The 17,426-nt window shown below is 38.0% G+C and carries 15 protein-coding genes; 2 read left to right on the top strand and 13 right to left on the bottom strand.

Annotated elements, in window-relative coordinates:
• Positions 1-115: 115 nt before the first annotated feature.
• From GLIP_RS08800 to GLIP_RS08770, 7 genes are all read right to left on the bottom strand, one after another.
• The gene (locus GLIP_RS08800; protein WP_008844260.1) at positions 116-1,288 is read right to left on the bottom strand and encodes a mechanosensitive ion channel family protein; all 1,173 of its coding nucleotides are present in this window, start codon (positions 1,286-1,288) and stop codon (positions 116-118) included.
• 212 nt (positions 1,289-1,500) lie between these two features.
• Positions 1,501-3,300, bottom strand: a complete 1,800-nt coding sequence (locus GLIP_RS08795; protein WP_161602045.1) for a tetratricopeptide repeat-containing diguanylate cyclase — start codon at positions 3,298-3,300, stop codon at positions 1,501-1,503.
• Positions 3,301-3,554: 254 nt separating this feature from the next.
• Positions 3,555-5,516, bottom strand: a complete 1,962-nt coding sequence (locus tag GLIP_RS08790) for a response regulator (RefSeq protein WP_008844258.1) — start codon at positions 5,514-5,516, stop codon at positions 3,555-3,557.
• Between the two features lie 21 nt (positions 5,517-5,537).
• Entirely contained in the window at positions 5,538-5,996 is a 459-nt protein-coding gene (locus GLIP_RS08785; RefSeq protein ID WP_008844257.1) for a response regulator, read from the bottom strand.
• A 29-nt stretch (positions 5,997-6,025) separates the two neighbouring features.
• Positions 6,026-7,498 carry a sensor histidine kinase gene (locus tag GLIP_RS08780; protein ID WP_008844256.1) on the bottom strand — a complete coding sequence of 491 codons (1,473 nt, stop codon included), beginning with the start codon at positions 7,496-7,498 and terminating at the stop codon, positions 6,026-6,028.
• A 49-nt stretch (positions 7,499-7,547) separates the two neighbouring features.
• Complete coding sequence (locus GLIP_RS08775; protein WP_040522482.1) at positions 7,548-7,775, bottom strand: hypothetical protein; 228 nt, start codon at positions 7,773-7,775, stop codon at positions 7,548-7,550.
• An 11-nt stretch (positions 7,776-7,786) separates the two neighbouring features.
• Entirely contained in the window at positions 7,787-9,112 is a 1,326-nt protein-coding gene (locus tag GLIP_RS08770; protein WP_008844254.1) for a sigma-54-dependent transcriptional regulator, read from the bottom strand.
• 592 nt (positions 9,113-9,704) lie between these two features.
• Here GLIP_RS08770 and GLIP_RS08765 point away from each other — a divergent pair.
• A complete protein-coding gene (locus GLIP_RS08765; RefSeq protein ID WP_008844253.1) occupies positions 9,705-10,730 on the top strand; it encodes a response regulator in 1,026 nt (341 codons plus the stop codon).
• Positions 10,720-11,694: a diguanylate cyclase gene (locus GLIP_RS08760; protein ID WP_008844252.1), complete on the top strand. Its 975-nt coding sequence runs from the start codon at positions 10,720-10,722 to the stop codon at positions 11,692-11,694. The genes GLIP_RS08765 and GLIP_RS08760 overlap by 11 nt, the downstream gene beginning before the upstream one ends.
• A gap of 21 nt (positions 11,695-11,715) precedes the next feature.
• Here GLIP_RS08760 and GLIP_RS08755 read toward each other — a convergent pair whose 3' ends face one another.
• The 6 genes from GLIP_RS08755 to GLIP_RS22040 all read right to left on the bottom strand — a co-directional run.
• Positions 11,716-12,387 carry an RluA family pseudouridine synthase gene (locus GLIP_RS08755; RefSeq protein WP_008844251.1) on the bottom strand — a complete coding sequence of 224 codons (672 nt, stop codon included), beginning with the start codon at positions 12,385-12,387 and terminating at the stop codon, positions 11,716-11,718.
• Between the two features lie 33 nt (positions 12,388-12,420).
• The gene (locus GLIP_RS08750) at positions 12,421-12,786 is read right to left on the bottom strand and encodes a YacL family protein (RefSeq protein ID WP_008844250.1); all 366 of its coding nucleotides are present in this window, start codon (positions 12,784-12,786) and stop codon (positions 12,421-12,423) included.
• 18 nt (positions 12,787-12,804) lie between these two features.
• Positions 12,805-13,317, bottom strand: a complete 513-nt coding sequence (locus tag GLIP_RS08745) for a M48 family metallopeptidase (RefSeq protein ID WP_008844249.1) — start codon at positions 13,315-13,317, stop codon at positions 12,805-12,807.
• A 10-nt stretch (positions 13,318-13,327) separates the two neighbouring features.
• Positions 13,328-14,110: a substrate-binding periplasmic protein gene (locus tag GLIP_RS08740; protein ID WP_008844248.1), complete on the bottom strand. Its 783-nt coding sequence runs from the start codon at positions 14,108-14,110 to the stop codon at positions 13,328-13,330.
• A gap of 322 nt (positions 14,111-14,432) precedes the next feature.
• Positions 14,433-15,905, bottom strand: a complete 1,473-nt coding sequence (locus GLIP_RS08735; protein ID WP_008844247.1) for a sulfatase family protein — start codon at positions 15,903-15,905, stop codon at positions 14,433-14,435.
• 26 nt (positions 15,906-15,931) lie between these two features.
• Positions 15,932-17,426 (bottom strand): glycoside hydrolase family protein (locus GLIP_RS22040; RefSeq protein ID WP_052154962.1); only part of this gene is annotated, 1,495 nt, incomplete at its 5' end.

Below are 17,426 nucleotides of genomic sequence, written 5' to 3'. Positions count from 1 at the left end.
GTGGTAAAATAATGTTTAAATAGCAGATTGACTAAATGCTGCTAAATCTACACAGATGAATTTAAACTTAACAAGTAAAGCAGCAATTTTTAACTGATTAGTTAAGTTAACAAGGTTAAAGTATATTTTGTCCTTGCTCAGGATCTCTAGCCAATTTCGCCTGTTCACGAATATCATCAGCATCACTGCTTAAGTCATCTACTTTAGAAGCGGCTTTTATATCCTTTTCTATATTTTTTAAATCAGCACGGCTTTCTTTCTCGCTTTTTTGATCTTTTGCAGCATTACTTTTAAGTGTACTTGCAGATTTTTGTTCAGCCACATCAATCTTTTCATCAGCGGCCGTAAAAACTCTGACCCCTTCAGGAAAAATAACTTCTCTTGCGTCATCCGGCATACTAATCCCTGCTTTATCAAATTCACTAAAAATGGTTCTCATTAACAGTGAGGATACTTTTAGTAAGCTATGTTGATGTGTATTGATCCAAAAATAAACTTTAAGGTTTACAGTTGAAGAAGCTAGGTTATCAACTAATACTTGAGGTTCTGGATCGTCTAAAACAGCTTCGGTCATATGTAACACAGTCATCGCTAATTTTTGTGCATCAACAATACTTGAATCATAACCTATGCCGATGACGAAGTTACCGCGAGAATTAGGATTTGCGCTGACATTTCGTATTACATTTTTATACACGGTAGAATTTGGGATCTGGATATGATCACCATCGAAGTCTAACAATGTAGTTGCTCTGGCAGTGACTTGCTTTACCACTCCTATACGATTATCTACTTCAATAATATCGCCTATTTTGAATGGCTTTTGAATGCTTAACAATAAACTGGATATGAAGTTTTCAGCGATATCTTTAAATGCAAAGCCGATGATTAACCCCATTACACCGGTACCACTTAAAATTGCTACAGCAAACTCACTTAAGCCAGCGAATCGCAGAAAAATATAAATGCCTAGTAGAATAAGTAATAGCTGAAATATACGTCGAATGACGACTCTGATTAGTAGGCTAGTACTGACGTAACTTATGGGTTTAAGCATCAACTCCGAAACTGGACGCGAAGACAGATAAAAAATAACAAAAATAGTGAGCCCAAATGCTATTGAAGGCAGTGCCTGAAGGATCTCATGCCAATAGGATTGCACCTCGACCCAAATGATATTCGTTTCATCTGCTATCGAGGGAGGGTCAATTTGTTCACTTTGAGCACTCACATAAAAATGTGAAAAAGTTAAGAAACAGCCCAAAATCAATTTAACCAACGTAGACATAATTTAGCTATTTCCTTTTAAATTAATATCAAGCCCACAAACAAAGTTGTGATATCCAAAACATTTGCCAAAGTAAGAATAACAATCAGTCTCGACTTTTTCATTATAGACCAAAGATTAGTACGACCAATTTAAACTTTATTGTGTGCACATCTCTTATTCAATCTGAGTTTATAACCCACTTTTCAGTCGATGATTGCAACAAAAACGAATTAATCGGCCACAACGACACAATTTCGCCCCTGATGTTTCGCCTCATATAGCGCTTTATCAGCTCTTTCCAAAAGCTTATTGAGGTCTGTATCGTCTTGTCTAATGTGAGCAACTCCGATTGATGCCGTACAATTAACTTGTTTCGAATCATTATTTCCGGGTATTGCAATAGTGACGTTCGCTAACTGCTCGCGTAAACGTTCTGCTATTTTTTCGGCTTCTTCAGGCTCAATTCTTGTGAGGGCACAAATAAACTCTTCACCACCAAAACGCGCTAGCATATCTGAGGGTCTAACTACTTGAGAAGCTTCATCTGCCATTGCTTTGAGCAACTGATCGCCTATCGCGTGGCCAAAGGTATCGTTCACTTGTTTAAAATGATCAATGTCGATCATGATGACAGTCCAATTTTGCATTTTATGCCGTTGCGGCACTAACCAACTACTCATCAATTCAATAGCATAGCGCCGATTAAATAGTCCGGTTAGCATATCTTTAACTGACAATTGATAAAGTTGTTTGGATTTCCAATATTGAAATAACGCTATTATCATCAATAATAAAGCAACAACAATGGCACCGATCGTAATCACTAGTCGATTTTGTTGTTTCGCTTTATTGGCCACTAATTCTAAAGCTTGCAACTTGGTGCGTTGAGATAGCAATTCAATTTCAGCATCTTTGCGCTCGCTTTCCAACTTGGACTTTAAGCGAATTAGATTGTCTGAGGTCTTTTTACTTTGCAATTTAATGTATGTGGAATGATAGCTTCGAAATAACGCCAAAGCGGCCTCATAATTCCCTTCAGATTTTGCTATTTCCGATTCAATTAATAGTAATTCTGTTTGCCACAAAGTGTTTTGCAATTCAGGAGAATTATCGATAATGAATTTGGCTTGTTCTAAACTAACTTTGGCTTGCTCGACATCCCCATTAGCCGCGGAGCACAATGCGGATTTTTTATGTAACTCACTCAAATAATCTCTCGGTGCGTCAGAATCAACCGCAGCATTGATTTCTGGTATTGCTTCTCTGCAACGCCCACTTAACGCAAGGGTAATCCCTTTGCCATAGTGATAAAAGAATTTACTTCCAACGTCATTTTGAAAACTCAATGCCTTGGCATACTCTTCATAAGCTGACAATGCTTTATCCCATTGTTGGCTGTGACGTAATGTCGTTGCAATCCCCAACAAAGTTTCTGCAATGTACGCAGGGTATGCTAGTTGTTTATAACGCGTTAACGCACTTTTGTAATTTGCTAGAGCTTGTTGATAATTGTCTGCATAACTGTAAATTGCAGCAAGCGATTGCTCTGCAAGGGCTAATCCTAAAGTATCCTGCTCTGACTGTGCGCGCTGGAAAGCTAACTGTAAAGTATTAAAAGCCTCTTCGAAATTTTCTTGTAGAGCTTGGGTATAAGCCATTTCTTGACTCGCCAGCACCCATAATCTAGAAGAATCTAAATTATGGGTAATGTTCTGAGCTCGAACCAGATGTTCTACAGCTTGCTTATAGTGTCCCTTTTTACCTGCATTTGCACCTTGCAAAAAATAGTAGATAGCCTGCAATTCAATAGATTCTGACAACGCTGGTACAGATATAGCGCTTAAATTTTTTGATAACTCTTCATTTAATCCTAGCAAGTGCTGCAAAAATGCTGTTTGCAGACGCTGTTCTATAGGTTGCGAATCACGATTTTGATTATTTAAAACGAGATAGGATTGAACCGGCTGTGTCAAAATTTTTTCGGTAAGGATATCACCAGATTGAGCCTGTCCTGCGAAAGCGCCGCACACGAAAGCAAATCCAACAACAATCTTATAAAGTCGCAGTCTAATTAAATAATTAAGGACAAAAAGCCACATCGAATTTACATCCAAAGGTGACTTGAAAAATAAAGTAAACAAGTCATCTACACCACTACACATCGATAATGTCACGGTAGCACAAATGAATTAATCTCTGTAGCAAATATAATAGAAGGTATTAGCCTTTTATATATACTTTTATGTTTACTAATCAGCTACACAAAGTTAGATTAAAAAATTGATTATGAAAAAATATCGCTCAATTGCTGCATATTGATAGGCTTCAATAAGGCACAGCTGACACCATTTTGGGACAACACATCGTCATCAATTTCCTCTCCACTGATGACTATCAATTCACAACTAGGATGACTAACTCTTATTTGGTTAGCTAGCTTGATGCCATCTCCATCAGGTAAGTTTTTGTCTAATAAAATATGGCTGAACTGATGGTTTTTGGACAGAATATCTAGGCACATTTCACAAGAAGCGGCACTATCAGCTTTCAAGCCTAAACTGTCTAACAGCAGTACAATAACATCCGACGCATCTGCATCGTCTTCTACTACCAATACCTGTGAATTTGCCAAACAATCGGTTATGTTTGAATTTGTTGTTTTCGCTGCTGCTGTTTGTTCAACAGATGTATTTTGTTGCAAGTATTGCTTCAACTTTTTATGCAGCAAAGTTTGGTCAATAGGCTTACCGATGACATCATCAAAACCCAATGCAGCTAACTCAATATCTACGCCTTTCATGTTCGCTGCGGTCAGTGACAAAACAGGTTTACTAAAGCCCAACTTTCTAATTTCAACAATCGCCTTTCGACCATCCATAACTGGCATATGAATGTCCATCACTACTAAATCAAAGTCATGACTTGCGTTTTGAAGGGCTTCAAGCGCCTGCCGCCCATCTGCGGCAAAAACCACTTCTAGACCGTAAGAGCGACACATTTCGCCAACCAGATTTCGTATATCAGGTAAATCATCAACAATAAGAATTTTACCCTTTAGTGGGCCGTACTTTTCTCCAGAATGTTGATCAAATATCTTCACCTCTAAAGGTTTCAAATTGGCATGATAAGCTGTTGGAAGAGGCAAACTCACCATGAATTTACTACCTTTACCCAATTCAGATTCAACCGTGATATTGCCTTCCATACAACGCACTAATTCAGTAGAAATAGCAAGTCCGAGCCCTGCCCCCTGCTCTTTTTTTAAAGCCACTTCTTCAAGTTGTTGAAACGGAATAAATATCGAATCAATTTCTTTTGCAGCGATGCCAATACCAGTATCAGACACAATAAAACGTATATGTTCAGGATGATTGGGATCAAAGTCGACAGTAAGACTAACTTCACCTGCATCTGTAAATTTAATTGCATTAAATAACAGATTAATAATGATCTGGCGAAGTCGAGTTGGATCGACCTTGATGACACTCGGAATTAAAGGGGAAGCGATAAAATTAAGATGTAAGTTTTTCTCGGCTGCCGGCATTTGCATGAGGGTTAGAATATCACCAACAAAACTACTAAGCTCAACTTCTGCGGGTTTTAACTGTAATTTCCCTGCTGCTATTTTTGATAAGTCTAAAATGTCATTAAGTAAGCTTAATAGATGTTTACCATTATTTAATATGGTCGAGAGCTCTTTTGAAGCATCATTTGCTTTATCGCTATGCAATAACAGTTCTGTATAACCTAAAATAGATGTTAAAGGCGTTCTGAGTTCATGGCTTAAATGTGCAATGAAACGATCTTTTGAGCGACTTTCAATTTCGGCATCTAAACTTTGTTGGCGAGCCTTTTCAATTTCGCCACGAGCAATTGCATAACGAATGGCACGAGCAAACCTAGAGTTTGTAATATCCCCTTTGACTAAAAAGTCGGCTGCACCAGCCTTTAAAGCCAATCTATCTAGAGCATCATCTGACTGCCCAGTAAGCATTATAATAGGAACTTCAGACCCAAGTGCTTGTGCTTTGTTTAAAACGTCTATACCAGTATAGGCACCCAATCGATAATCTAATAAACAAATTTCATGGATATTGCGCTTTAATTGATCAAGCGCATTCGTTAAGTTGGTCGCCCAATCAATTTCAAACTGGTGACCTTCGAGCTTGTCTAATTGATCACGAGTGAGTATGTAATCATCTTCGTCATCTTCAACAATTAAAATGCGCGCTGATTTCACTTCCATATCAATCAATTACTTAATTTTCTATTCTTTGTTATCTGGTAATTCAACAATTTCAACCCAATACTTTCCTAACGCTTTCATCACTTCAACTAAGCCTTCGAAATTCACTGGCTTAGTAATATAAGATGCAGCGCCAGAGTCATATCCTTTGACTTTATCCTCTTCTTCTTTTGAGGTTGTTAGAATCACAACAGGAATACTCTTTAGATTTGGATCCGCTTTAATCTCAGCTAGGGCTTCTCTGCCGTCCATTCTTGGCATATTAAGGTCTAATAAAATGAGTCCAGGTCGCGGATAAGCTTCTTTATCCGCATATTTTCCATTACGCTTCAAATAATTCATTAACTCAACACCGTCCTCCACACACTGGAGGTTGTTTAAAACTCGGCTTTCGTTTAATGCGTCTTGCGCTAATAATCTATCATCATCATCGTCATCTGCCATCAGAATGACTAGCGACTTTTTATTTGAATTTACCATTTATTTTTCCTTTGCTCATTATCTCTTGACTAAATTTTGTTTAATACGGCGTCTACCGGTAATTTGATGACAAATTTCGAGCCTTCGCCTAGTTCACTTGTCGCCATAATACTACCTCCGTGACGTTCCACAATGCGTCGACACACCGCTAAGCCGATACCTGTGCCCTTGTATTCATTTCGTCCGTGTAAACGTTGGAAAGGAACAAATATTTTTTCCGCGAATTCATTTTCGAAGCCAACACCATTGTCGCTTAAGGTAAACACGTGCATATCTACATCCGAATTACCTTTTAATTTCGCCGCTTCTTGCATATGATATTGAAGTTCAATCTGTAGTTGCACGTCTGTTTTTCTAAATTTTATAGCATTAGAAAGTAGATTTAAGAAAAGTTGATTCATTTGACTAGAGTCTGCTTTAATTGTCGGTAAATCAGCAATAATTAGTTCTGCTTTACTTTCTTCTATTGCTATTTCTAAGTCACTCTTAAGGTCAGTAATGACTTCAGCCAAATCTACGTCAACAAAATCTTTACCGCGAGTAGATACTCTAGAGAACTCTAATAAATCGCTAATCAAATTTGACATGCGTTCAGCCGCATTTTTCATGCGATTTAGGTAGTCAGCACCTTTATCTCCTAACTTTTCTGAATAGTCTGATTGGAGTCTGTCACCGAATGCACGAATTTTACGTAACGGTTCTTGCAAATCGTGAGAAGCGACAAAGGCAAAGTCTTCTAGTTCACGGTTGCTTCGAGCTAACTCATCGGCGTAAATCGTTAATTTTTCTGTGCGTTCGTTGACTTTTCTAGCAAGGATTTCGTTTTGCTTTTCTAATGAATTCCTAAATTTTTCATCGCTAACCAAATTTAATCTTGCAAGAACAATAAGTCCAAGCAACAACAATGCACTAGTAATTGCAGAAGTAAAAAACGTAAAAACGGATTCTTTTTCTGCACGGTTTAATTTGCTATACAGAAAATCACGGTAGGTAAGTTCATTATCGATAATTTGCGTAAACAATTGATTGAGTTCTTTGGTTAATTCATGACCTTCGCCACCTTTCACCAACCTGATTGCCGAACGTTCTCTATCCGCCTGGGCGAGTAGCACAGTTTTTTCCAATTCATTCATTTTTAGTTCTGTTTTATGAATGAGTTGATCAATTAAATCTTTTTGACCGACAATTTCTACTTTAACCAGTCTAACTTTTTCAATTTGTTCAGCTAACTTTTTGACCGCATTAGTATAAGGCGCGAGGTATTCTTCAATTTCGGTTAATAAATACCCTCGCTGACTACTTTCAGCAGCTAAAATCATTATGTTTAACTCATCCAAAACGAGAATGACGTTACCCGTATTGGTCAAACTTTGTTGCACTTTTGCTAGGTCTCGGGTGGTTTTCACTGCTAAATATGCATTCACAGTTATCACACCTAACACAATGATAGTAACCGTAAACCAAGTAAATACCGTATTTCCGAGTAATCGACGCTTAGTCATATATTCCTGCTTAGTTAAGTTGTAGTTGGTTCATCCCAAAACAATAAGACTATACGTCGCTATTTTTTTGCGAATCACTGATTGATTGAAGTTTTTCACTACAATCTTGGCAAGCAACAATAATTTTATTTAATGCTTCAATCGCTTTTTCGCGAGGCATATCGTTTTCAAGTACCAACTTGACTAACTCAGCATTCATCGAAATCCGATTTAATGGTCCACGCGCGTCGTGAATCATGGTTCTAAGATTACTATTTCCATCATCTTCTAAGGTCATTAAAACTCCGATTATTCTGCAAAATCGCCGTAGGCATGAAGACGGTTATAGAGTGTTTTAGTACTAATACCAAGCATTTCGGCGGCCAAGGTTTTACTACCATCCACTTTTTCCAAAGTCGCCCGTATTAGTTCCTTTTCAACATTTTCGATGGTCTGCCCTGCTGATATTTGATTAGACGCACTTTGCTTGGTGGCAAATGGCGAAGCAAAGCTACTGGGTAAATCGACGGTTGAAGTATCTGGGTCACTCATAATAAAAGCACGATGTACGGTATGTCGCAATTCACGCACATTTCCGGGCCATGAATAATCCGATAGTCGCGAAAGCTGACTCTCATTCCAAGCAAAAGATGTCCCATTTTCTGAATTTAATTCGTCAAGGAAAGCTTTAGCCAATAATGGAATGTCTTCTTTTCTTTTTCTAAGTGGAGGGATGTCAATAGGGAAAACCGCTAATCGAAAATAGACATCCTCTCTTAACATTTTACTTTCCGCTAAATCTTGAATGCTTCGGTTGGTGGCCGATACGACTCTACAATTAACATCAATTTCTTTTGTACCACCTAAACGTGTCACGCGTTTTGATTCTAAAACTCGTAACAAATTTGGTTGCATATCAATTGGCATTTCGGTCACTTCGTCAAGAAATAAAGTACCATGCTCAGCTCGTTCAAAAACGCCATCTTTACGTCCCACTGCGCCGGTAAATGCGCCTTTTTCATGCCCAAACAATTCACTGCCAATTAGTTCTTTAGACAAAGCGCCACAGTTAGTTGCTACCAGTGGCCCGTCACACTCACTAGCGCTATGAATAGCTTGCGCGACCACTTCTTTACCAACCCCGCTTTCCCCCATGAGCATCACATTTGCACTGGTTTTAGCGACACGTTCAATCATTAAATACAATTCTTGCATCGGTGCAGATTCACCAATTAAACATCCAAAATGTAATGCTTTATGGTTCTTTTTAGTTGGCTTTTTAGATTTGCGGTTAAGTACCTGTTCGATATCTTCCCGCTGAATTGGTTTAACTAGATAATTAACTTTTGGACCGCAAAGGCCTGCTAGCATACCTTTAACTGAGGGGTGACCCGTAATTAGAGTAATGAAAGTTTCATTTTCACTATTTGATTTCAGTTCGTCGATTAAATGCAATCCACTGCCGTCTGGCAGCATGAAGTCCAGTAAAATATGATCAAACTGTTGATGTTCTAACCATTGTTTGGCTTCTTTTAATGTACCTGCTACAGATACTTCATGGCCTAAAAATTCGATAATTTGATAGGCAACATCGGTAAATTCGCTGTCATCATCAACCAATAGTACTTTTAACACATCAACGTCCTTTATATTTTAATTGTTGAGACAACTAACGTTTTAATTCTCAATATTTAGATTTGCTAAATAGAAATTTAACACTGTACATAGTGCTTTTTAAAATTGTTTCAACCTTTCCAACTGCCATTCTTCTATTTCCGATACAAAACCGCATTCAACTAATAATAATTCTTAGTTATTGCTTGAGTCTCAATGAAAACCGATAACTAGGATGACATTATTTCACTCAATCTACTTTATCAACTAATTAACCAAAAACTTTAATCTGCAGATTTAAATAGAATGAAACTTTTTCACAATATTGCAATTATTTCTCGCTTAGAAATTCCTTTATTACAAAAATGAGTGTATCGCATTAGGCTATTTTGACATAAAACCCTACACTTGCGCATCCCAGCCACATATTAGACTAATTATCTATTGAAATGAAACTTGGTGTGTAAGTTGCTTTCACTAAAGTATTAAATCGAGCTGTTACACCTTTTTAATATATTAATTGGTGAAAATAACGTGAGGGTTCATTCATTATGATCGACGCTAAACATTACAAGTTTTTTATAATAAAAGAATCGATAAGGTAGATTTTGCTGTGAATAGACTCGCTGGAATCACCATTCTTATCGCTGATGACAACAAACTTACATTGGATGCGCTGAAGCGTCTCCTTGAAATGTCTGGTGCATTAGTGTCAGCAGTAGACAATGGAAAAGAAGTTCTTTCTTTATTGGATTCTAAGCCAACTACATTCGATATTTTGCTAATTGATATCAATATGCCAAAACTGGACGGTATAAGCACCACAAAACAAATTAGACAAGACTCTCGATTTGACAATCTACCGATTATCGCGGCAACAGCAGACTCAAACCCAGAAGACCAATTAACTTACTATAAAGTAGGTATGAATGGACATATTCCGAAGCCCGTCAACCTGCATAGATTGTGCGAAACAATTTTAGCGGCATTGAACAACGAATTTGAACAAAACGATAAACCTGTAGAATCGTCAACAGCGAATTCGGATCAAGTGGCTAAACAACAAATACTTATCAGGTTTGGTAACAATCAATCTCTGGTTGAAAATTTGCTGCCTTTATATGCTCAAGAATTCATTCAACAATTTAACTTATTAAAAAACGCAACTGCAAAAAGCCAAGTGAACGAAGCGCTACATGCATTGAAAGGTATCTCAGGAACAATAGGTGCTCAAGATGTTTTTGATTATGTGAGTTCCATTTATCAGACGGCTAAAAATGATGGTTTAAACAAACAACAAATGGCAAAATTAATAGAAACATTACCCCAGTTGCAAGCCATTAATTTAAAGCGACTACAAGACTTATTCATGGGATCGAAAACTATCGATCAGGAACAAAAATCCCCCTGTGAAAGTATAGGTATAAGGCCTGAACAGTTGAATAAAATTGTAGGGCTTTTGAATACGAATGATCTTAGTGTCATTCAATATGTAAAGTCGTTACAAGACCGACACCCTAGCGATGAAAACCTAGCACAATTGAATGAGTATGTGGATCATCTTAAATTTAATCAAGCACTTAACTTCATCCAAACACAGAATTTAACCCATAAATTGAGTAAAGTTTATGAAAAATGAACAGGTAAGTTTTAGCAATATCACCAACCGTACTCCCGTCATGTTGATTGCTGATGATCAGCCATTAGTGGTTCGTCAAATATACGAAGTATTTCAAAATGACTTTCATATTTTTATGGCCAGCGATGGTGAACAATGCCTGCAGACAGCTAAAGAGCTTATACCTGATATCATTTTACTGGATATTAATATGCCAGTTTTAGATGGTTTTCAAACCTGCGAAAAACTAAAAGACAATGTGTTTACGTCACATATCCCAATTATATTTATTACTTCTAACATTGACGAATCTGACGAAGTTAAAGGGTTTGAAGTTGGTGCAGTCGACTTTATTCGCAAGCCCATAAACAATACGATTACGTGGGCTAGAGTGCAAAGCCACGTGCAATCGAAACGACAATCTGATTTGTTACGCAAATTAGCTTTAGTAGACGGTCTTACAGGTGTAAGTAACCGTTACCAATTTGATGAACAAATTGTATCCGACTGGTTATCTTGCGCCAGAGAAAAAACGCAGATGGCATTGCTAATGATCGACGTAGATAACTTTAAAGAATTTAATGATACATACGGACATCAGGCGGGTGATAGTTGCTTGCGAACCATCGCCCAGAAAATAGCCAAAAACATACATCGGCCTGATGACTTAGTCGCTCGCTACGGGGGCGAAGAATTTGCCTGTATTTTGCCTAACACAAACCTTATAGGTGCCCAAAAAGTGGCAAATGATATAAAGGAACTGGTTGAAGAAACACCTATTCAAGTCATCGGAAGTGAAGGTGAAAATATTCAAGTAAATGCCAGTGTTAGTATTGGCGTGCATTGTATGCAACCGAACAGAAATGAAGATCCTTTATCACTGATTAAAGCAGCCGATCAGGCACTCTATCGGGCTAAGGCACTAGGAAAAAATCAGGTATGCATTTTTAAAAAAGAACAAGCAAAAATGGCAGTCGTAAAATAAAACAAACTGAATAACATAGTCTTAAAAAGGTACAGAACTATAGCCACAGATAGGTTGATTGGTTACAGGGTGGATAAACGCTAACTTTTCTGCATGTAGCATAAGTCTGTCCGCTGCTGCATGACTGTCTGCTGTACCATATAAGTCACAGCCTAGTATTGGGTGTCCAAAATTCTGACTATGAATTCTTAATTGATGAGTCCTGCCACTTAACGGTTCAAATTGAACGCGAGTTGTATTAATGTCACTGTATCGTGCAAGCACTTTATATCGTGTAGTCGCAGGTTTACCAAATTCAGAACAAATTTTAACCTTGGGAAATAAAAGTCGATCTTTAGCAATAGGGGAATTAATCTGCCCAGACGAATTTTCGACATGACCTTGTAATAAAGCTACATATGACTTTGCTACCTTGCGTGATTGAAATTGCTTAGTTAGCGCAGCGTTGCAATCTTTTGTCAACGCAATCAACATAATACCTGACGTTCCAAAATCTAACCGGTGAACCATAGTTGCAGTACTATATTCTTTAACCAACCTAAAATGCACGGAATCTCGATTTAACGGATTTTTACCTGATAGTGATAACAATCCGCAGGGTTTGTTAATCAGTAAAAGATGTGTGTCTTGATAAAGAATCTCAATATCTTGTAAACAAACAGGCGCAATAAAATCATCAACAATAACGGTCAAAATTGGCTACCAACTTGTGCTTTCAAAGGCTTTTTATTCAGCAATAAAATCACTCCAGGATTTCAAAACTTGCTTAAAGTCTTCCAAACCGCAACCTGAGACTAACTCTTGAGTGTAAATTTCAGTTCCTTCAGGAAGTTCATCTGGCGAGTTTAAATGCAATTCATTTGCACTAACTTCTACTTCATATTTATCCAGTAACAAACTAAATTCATTTCCCGTCAGCGTAAATTGATTAATTTTCCCATTTTCAAGCTGTTCAATGGCCGTGAAAATTTTCGTTAATCTTGTCTTCTTAACGCCAAGTTCTTCAGAGAACCAACGTGAAAACGCTTCGTTCCCCATCTCAAACTGGGCCTCCGGCACACCTAAATAATTTTTTGTAAATTGGTAGTTCATAAAAAACCTGCTCTAAGTTTAGCGGTTACCATAAACTTGCCCAACTTCTTCTAGATGAGTTAGATAAACCCTTACATCGAACTCAATTTGGTGATAATCAGGTAACATATGTCGACAGAGTTGGTAAAACGCCTTGTTATGTTCTTTTTGCTTCAAATGTGCCAATTCATGCACCACTATCATATTCAAAAACGCGATCGGCGTATTTTTAAACAAAGTGCTAATCCGAATTTCATTTTTACTCTTGAGTTTGCTGCCCTGAATACGTGATACATAACTATGTAAGCCTAACGCATTGTCAACGACATGAATATTTTTATCGAATACCACTTTACTCAAAGGCTGTGACTTTTTTAGGTACTGATTTTTAATATCAATCACATATTCTCGAAGCGCATTATCATTTGGAACATAATTTATTAAGGGGTACTTTGCTAGCAAATACTCTGTTAATCGATTCTGGTTCAGTAACTGCGCTATCTGTTCTTGCAATTGAGTGGGATATGAGGATAAGTACTTTAGCGAACTCAAAATTTACTCGTCATCTAACTGCACTAAAACGATGGGTGTCTATGATCTCTTCAAGCTGGCCAGTCTCAGCCAACATTTCAATATGCTTATTCAAGATAGTAACAAATTGTTTATTTCTTGGGTGAAATGCAATCGTAAAATTAACCTCATCTAGTGATTTGAAAGAGTGTTTGACCTGATTGTGCAACTGATATTTGTCAATTATTGCCTGTCCAACAAATTCGTTGGTCACCACAAAATCGCAACGACCTTTTAATAACATTTTAAATTGCGCTTCTTCAGAAAAGCTATCCATACGAACCGCAATTTTTCGATCGAAATAGTCCTTTAATTTTGGATATAAATAATTTCTTCTGGTGCAAATAAATGCTTTGTTAATGATTTTTTCAAGAGATACATCTGGTATTTCAGAAACTGCATATAAATATTCACGATGCACGTAGATAGGCTTTGTATAAACTAAAGCTTCCGGTTGGCTTAACCACTCTTTCGACAAAATAGATAAATCATATACACCCTTGTATAACTCTTTTTCACCGCGTGCTCTGCCGATTAACGACACATCAATGGATACCTGCAGTTCAGTTGGCAATTTAGCCATAATATCGACAAATATCCCTTGATATTGCATAAGATCAAGCACTTTATCTGTGCCCTCCCCTTTGCTGATTATCGGGGCTAATTCACTAGACCAAATAAACATCTGCAATGTTTTATTTTTAGAAGCTAATGCAAGAGTTGAAGTCCCAAAAAACAATACAATTAAATAGAATATTGATACAAATCTTATCATTTGGTTATATCCAGGATTTCCCACTTATTTATATTCAATACTCAACGAAAATCAGTTTACGCTATGTAAACTAATATAAATTACCAGTATTTGTATAGGTTTAATATTCGCAGTGAGGGATATTTTTTATTAAAGCTAAAGTAATAATTTAATAGAGTTTTATCAACGGATCCTAGCGTGTTTTTTTTGCATAGTGGAAAAGTTTCGATTGATTAAACAGGATGTAAATAGTCGAACTGGTCAAATTTTCATCTTAGGCCGATTAAACACTCCATAATAATTTAGGGATTTACGCTCTTATTTCACAGAATTAACTCTCTAATCACAGGTTGAGTTCATCTTTCCAAATATCGATATCAGCATCATTTTTTAACGCTTTACCTGGCGTACTTCTTCCTCTTTCAACATAAGATTCAAGCAACGTGATTAAAGCCGTTACTTTTTGCGGATATTGTGTCGCTAAGTTGTTCTTTTCAGCTATATCATTTTTGATGTTATACAATTGGACCGCAGGTAAAAACGCTTTAGTAGCTTGCTTGTCATTAGGTTTACTCCACCCTCCTGAGCCAGGACTAAGCAGAAGCTTCCAGTCACCTTGGCGTATTGAGAATTTACCATAAATTGAATGATGAACGATGGCTTCACGCGTTGATGACGCCTCGTCTTGTTGTAACAGAGGCAAAAAGCTAATACTGTCTTCAGCTGCGTTTTCTGGGACTTCATAATCAGTTATGTCTGCAACAGTGGCCATCACATCTGATAATCCAATTAATTTGTCTTGCGTATCTATTTTACGATTATGTCCGCTTGGCCAACGTAAAATAAATGGTACTCTATGCCCACCGTCCCACAGATCTGACTTTAATCCACGCAGGTTAGCGCTTGGGTAATGACCTTGATTTTGTAATTGTATAACATCAGCCGCTTTGGAGGTGCCATTATCTGAACTGAATATCACTAAGGTATTTTCTTTTAAGCCATTTTCATTGAGCGCTTCAATAATTTTGCCAGCCATTCCATCAGTCATCATTACAAAATCTGCGTATTTACCCAGTCCACTTTTTCCTATCCATTCTTTCGTTGGCACAATTGGTGTGTGTGGTGAGCCGAATGCGACATATAAAAAAAATGGATTACCTTTTTTGGCCGACTCTGCCTGCGATCTTATATAGTCAACAGCAAAGTCGGTGGTTCTGGGCAACATATCCTGAACATCGATATGTTCAACCACCTTATCATCACGAATTAACGTCCGCATATCTCGTGCATGGTGAAAGCCAAAAAAGTGATCGAATCCTCTTGTTAAAGGACCGTCTGGAATATAACTATTGATGGGGGGACTCTTTATATTTTTGCCTTTCCCTTCAGGAGAAAGTACCTCCCCTTCATATTCATAATTAAAGTTTAAATGCCACTTTCCCGCTATCGCAGTGTGATAGCCCTGTTGTTTTAACATACCTTGTAAGGTCAATGTTTCTGCAGCAATTAGCGGATCAGCATGTCCTGATGTGACACCTCTTTGCAACCTAGTTCTCCATGCATAACGCCCGGTTAGCAGTGCATATCTTGATGGCGTGCAGACGGATGAAGCTGTATGCGCATCTGTAAAGACGATTCCTTCGCTTGCGAGTTTATCTAAATTGGGAGTCGGGATCTTACCTCGCTGTGGATTGAGTGCCTGAACCTCGCCGTAGCCCATATCATCAGCAAATAAAATAACAATATTTGGTCTAGTCGCTGCGCTCGTCGCATGACAAATCAATAATAAAAGTGAAAACCAAATAAACTTTTCCATGTTAATCTCTTTATAGTTGGGTACGACTATTTAAACGATAAGCTAACTGTATCAAGAACCGGACTCACGCCGTTTTCATTAGGGTTTGCGCGAAACTCAAAGCTAAAACCGTAACCAGGTGGTAATCGACTTAAATCCAATTTTGCCGGTATGCGCTCAACGTGTTTTGCATAGCCCTTTTTCTGTTGATATTGTTCGGAAACTTTCTGCCATTCACTCCATTGGTCTATTTCGCCATCATTATCAATATCTACACCAACGCGGGCAGAAACAGTGTCTACCCATGGTCCCGAACTCACAAAATCTTGATGTTGGGTAATCAAATAAAATTTTCCTTCAGCGAAACCGATATCAGGGTCAGGATGTCCGGTCTTCCCAAAATCGCCAACTAGCTTAAATTCCTCATTTAAATTGCCGGTGGTAAAGCGCGCGATGCTCATATTTGCTTGCGCTTCTTTTCGTGGATTGCCATTTCCTACGGAATGTTCAGCTTTATCATAATCTCCGAAAAGATAATATTGCTCCCCTATTTTAATCATGCACCAATCGCCAAATGCGTCCTGAACAGGCGTGTGTTCTTGAAATTCTGCAACATTACTGTCCCAAGCAGGGTGTTGTTTCCAGTGCGGATGGTTATAGGTTTTTACTTTTCCTGTAGGAGTAGTTCGCAAATCAACAGCGGGCGGAAGTATTTCAAAATTGTCATACCCTTTTTTACTGACAGCATGCCCTGCTAAAGGTGAATCCCAGGCATGCATTTGTGCATTGATAGGACTCCAGTCTTCATAAATTACATGTAGGCTGCCGTCATTATCATGAAAAAAGACGGAATCAGAACCGTGAGTGGGATCGTTAAATACCATCCCAACATCTTTGCCTGGTACACCATCAGTCAAATCTTCATCGATGTACATATGTGGATCTTGATCATTCGGGTAGTCATAAAAAATATAAACATTGCCATCCACGTATTCCGCGGAGGTTACCCATCGAGAATAAGCCTCAGAAACCGCTCCATGATGGACCCAATTGACCATATCTTTACTTTGCCAAGCATGATATCCGCCGAGACTTTTATTTAAGCCTCCTGGAGCATCATATTGATGTTTGAATGGAGTACTTCTAAGCGTGATATCGTAACCTGATAGCACGACTTCCTGCGCTTGGAAGTTATTCTTTTTTGCGCTTTCACCGTAACGACCAAACATCCAATAGTCATTTTTTCCTTTGGATAAAAAAACCGGTGCATCACGTAAATTAGTTGGTCCAACATGTTCGGTGGGTGTCCAATTATGCCAATCATGTGACTGCTCAAACACAATATACTCAGCCTGACGCTTTTCTGCATACCGTTGTACTTTACTGCTAAACATGGCTGTCTTATCTGACGAAACAATATTTGTTAACGTCGCACTGTTTTGACTAAAGGTAAGATTGCTAGATTGCTTGACCGCATCTCGCCAGCTTTGCGTTGTATTTATATTCCATGTTTGAGCATCAACATAAAAGCTAAATAGATTC

The sequence above is a fragment of the Aliiglaciecola lipolytica E3 genome (assembly GCF_000314975.1).
Lineage (GTDB): Bacteria > Pseudomonadota > Gammaproteobacteria > Enterobacterales > Alteromonadaceae > Aliiglaciecola > Aliiglaciecola lipolytica.
The sequence above is the reverse complement of the archived record's forward strand: the minus strand, read 5'-3'. Positions and strand labels throughout refer to the sequence as shown.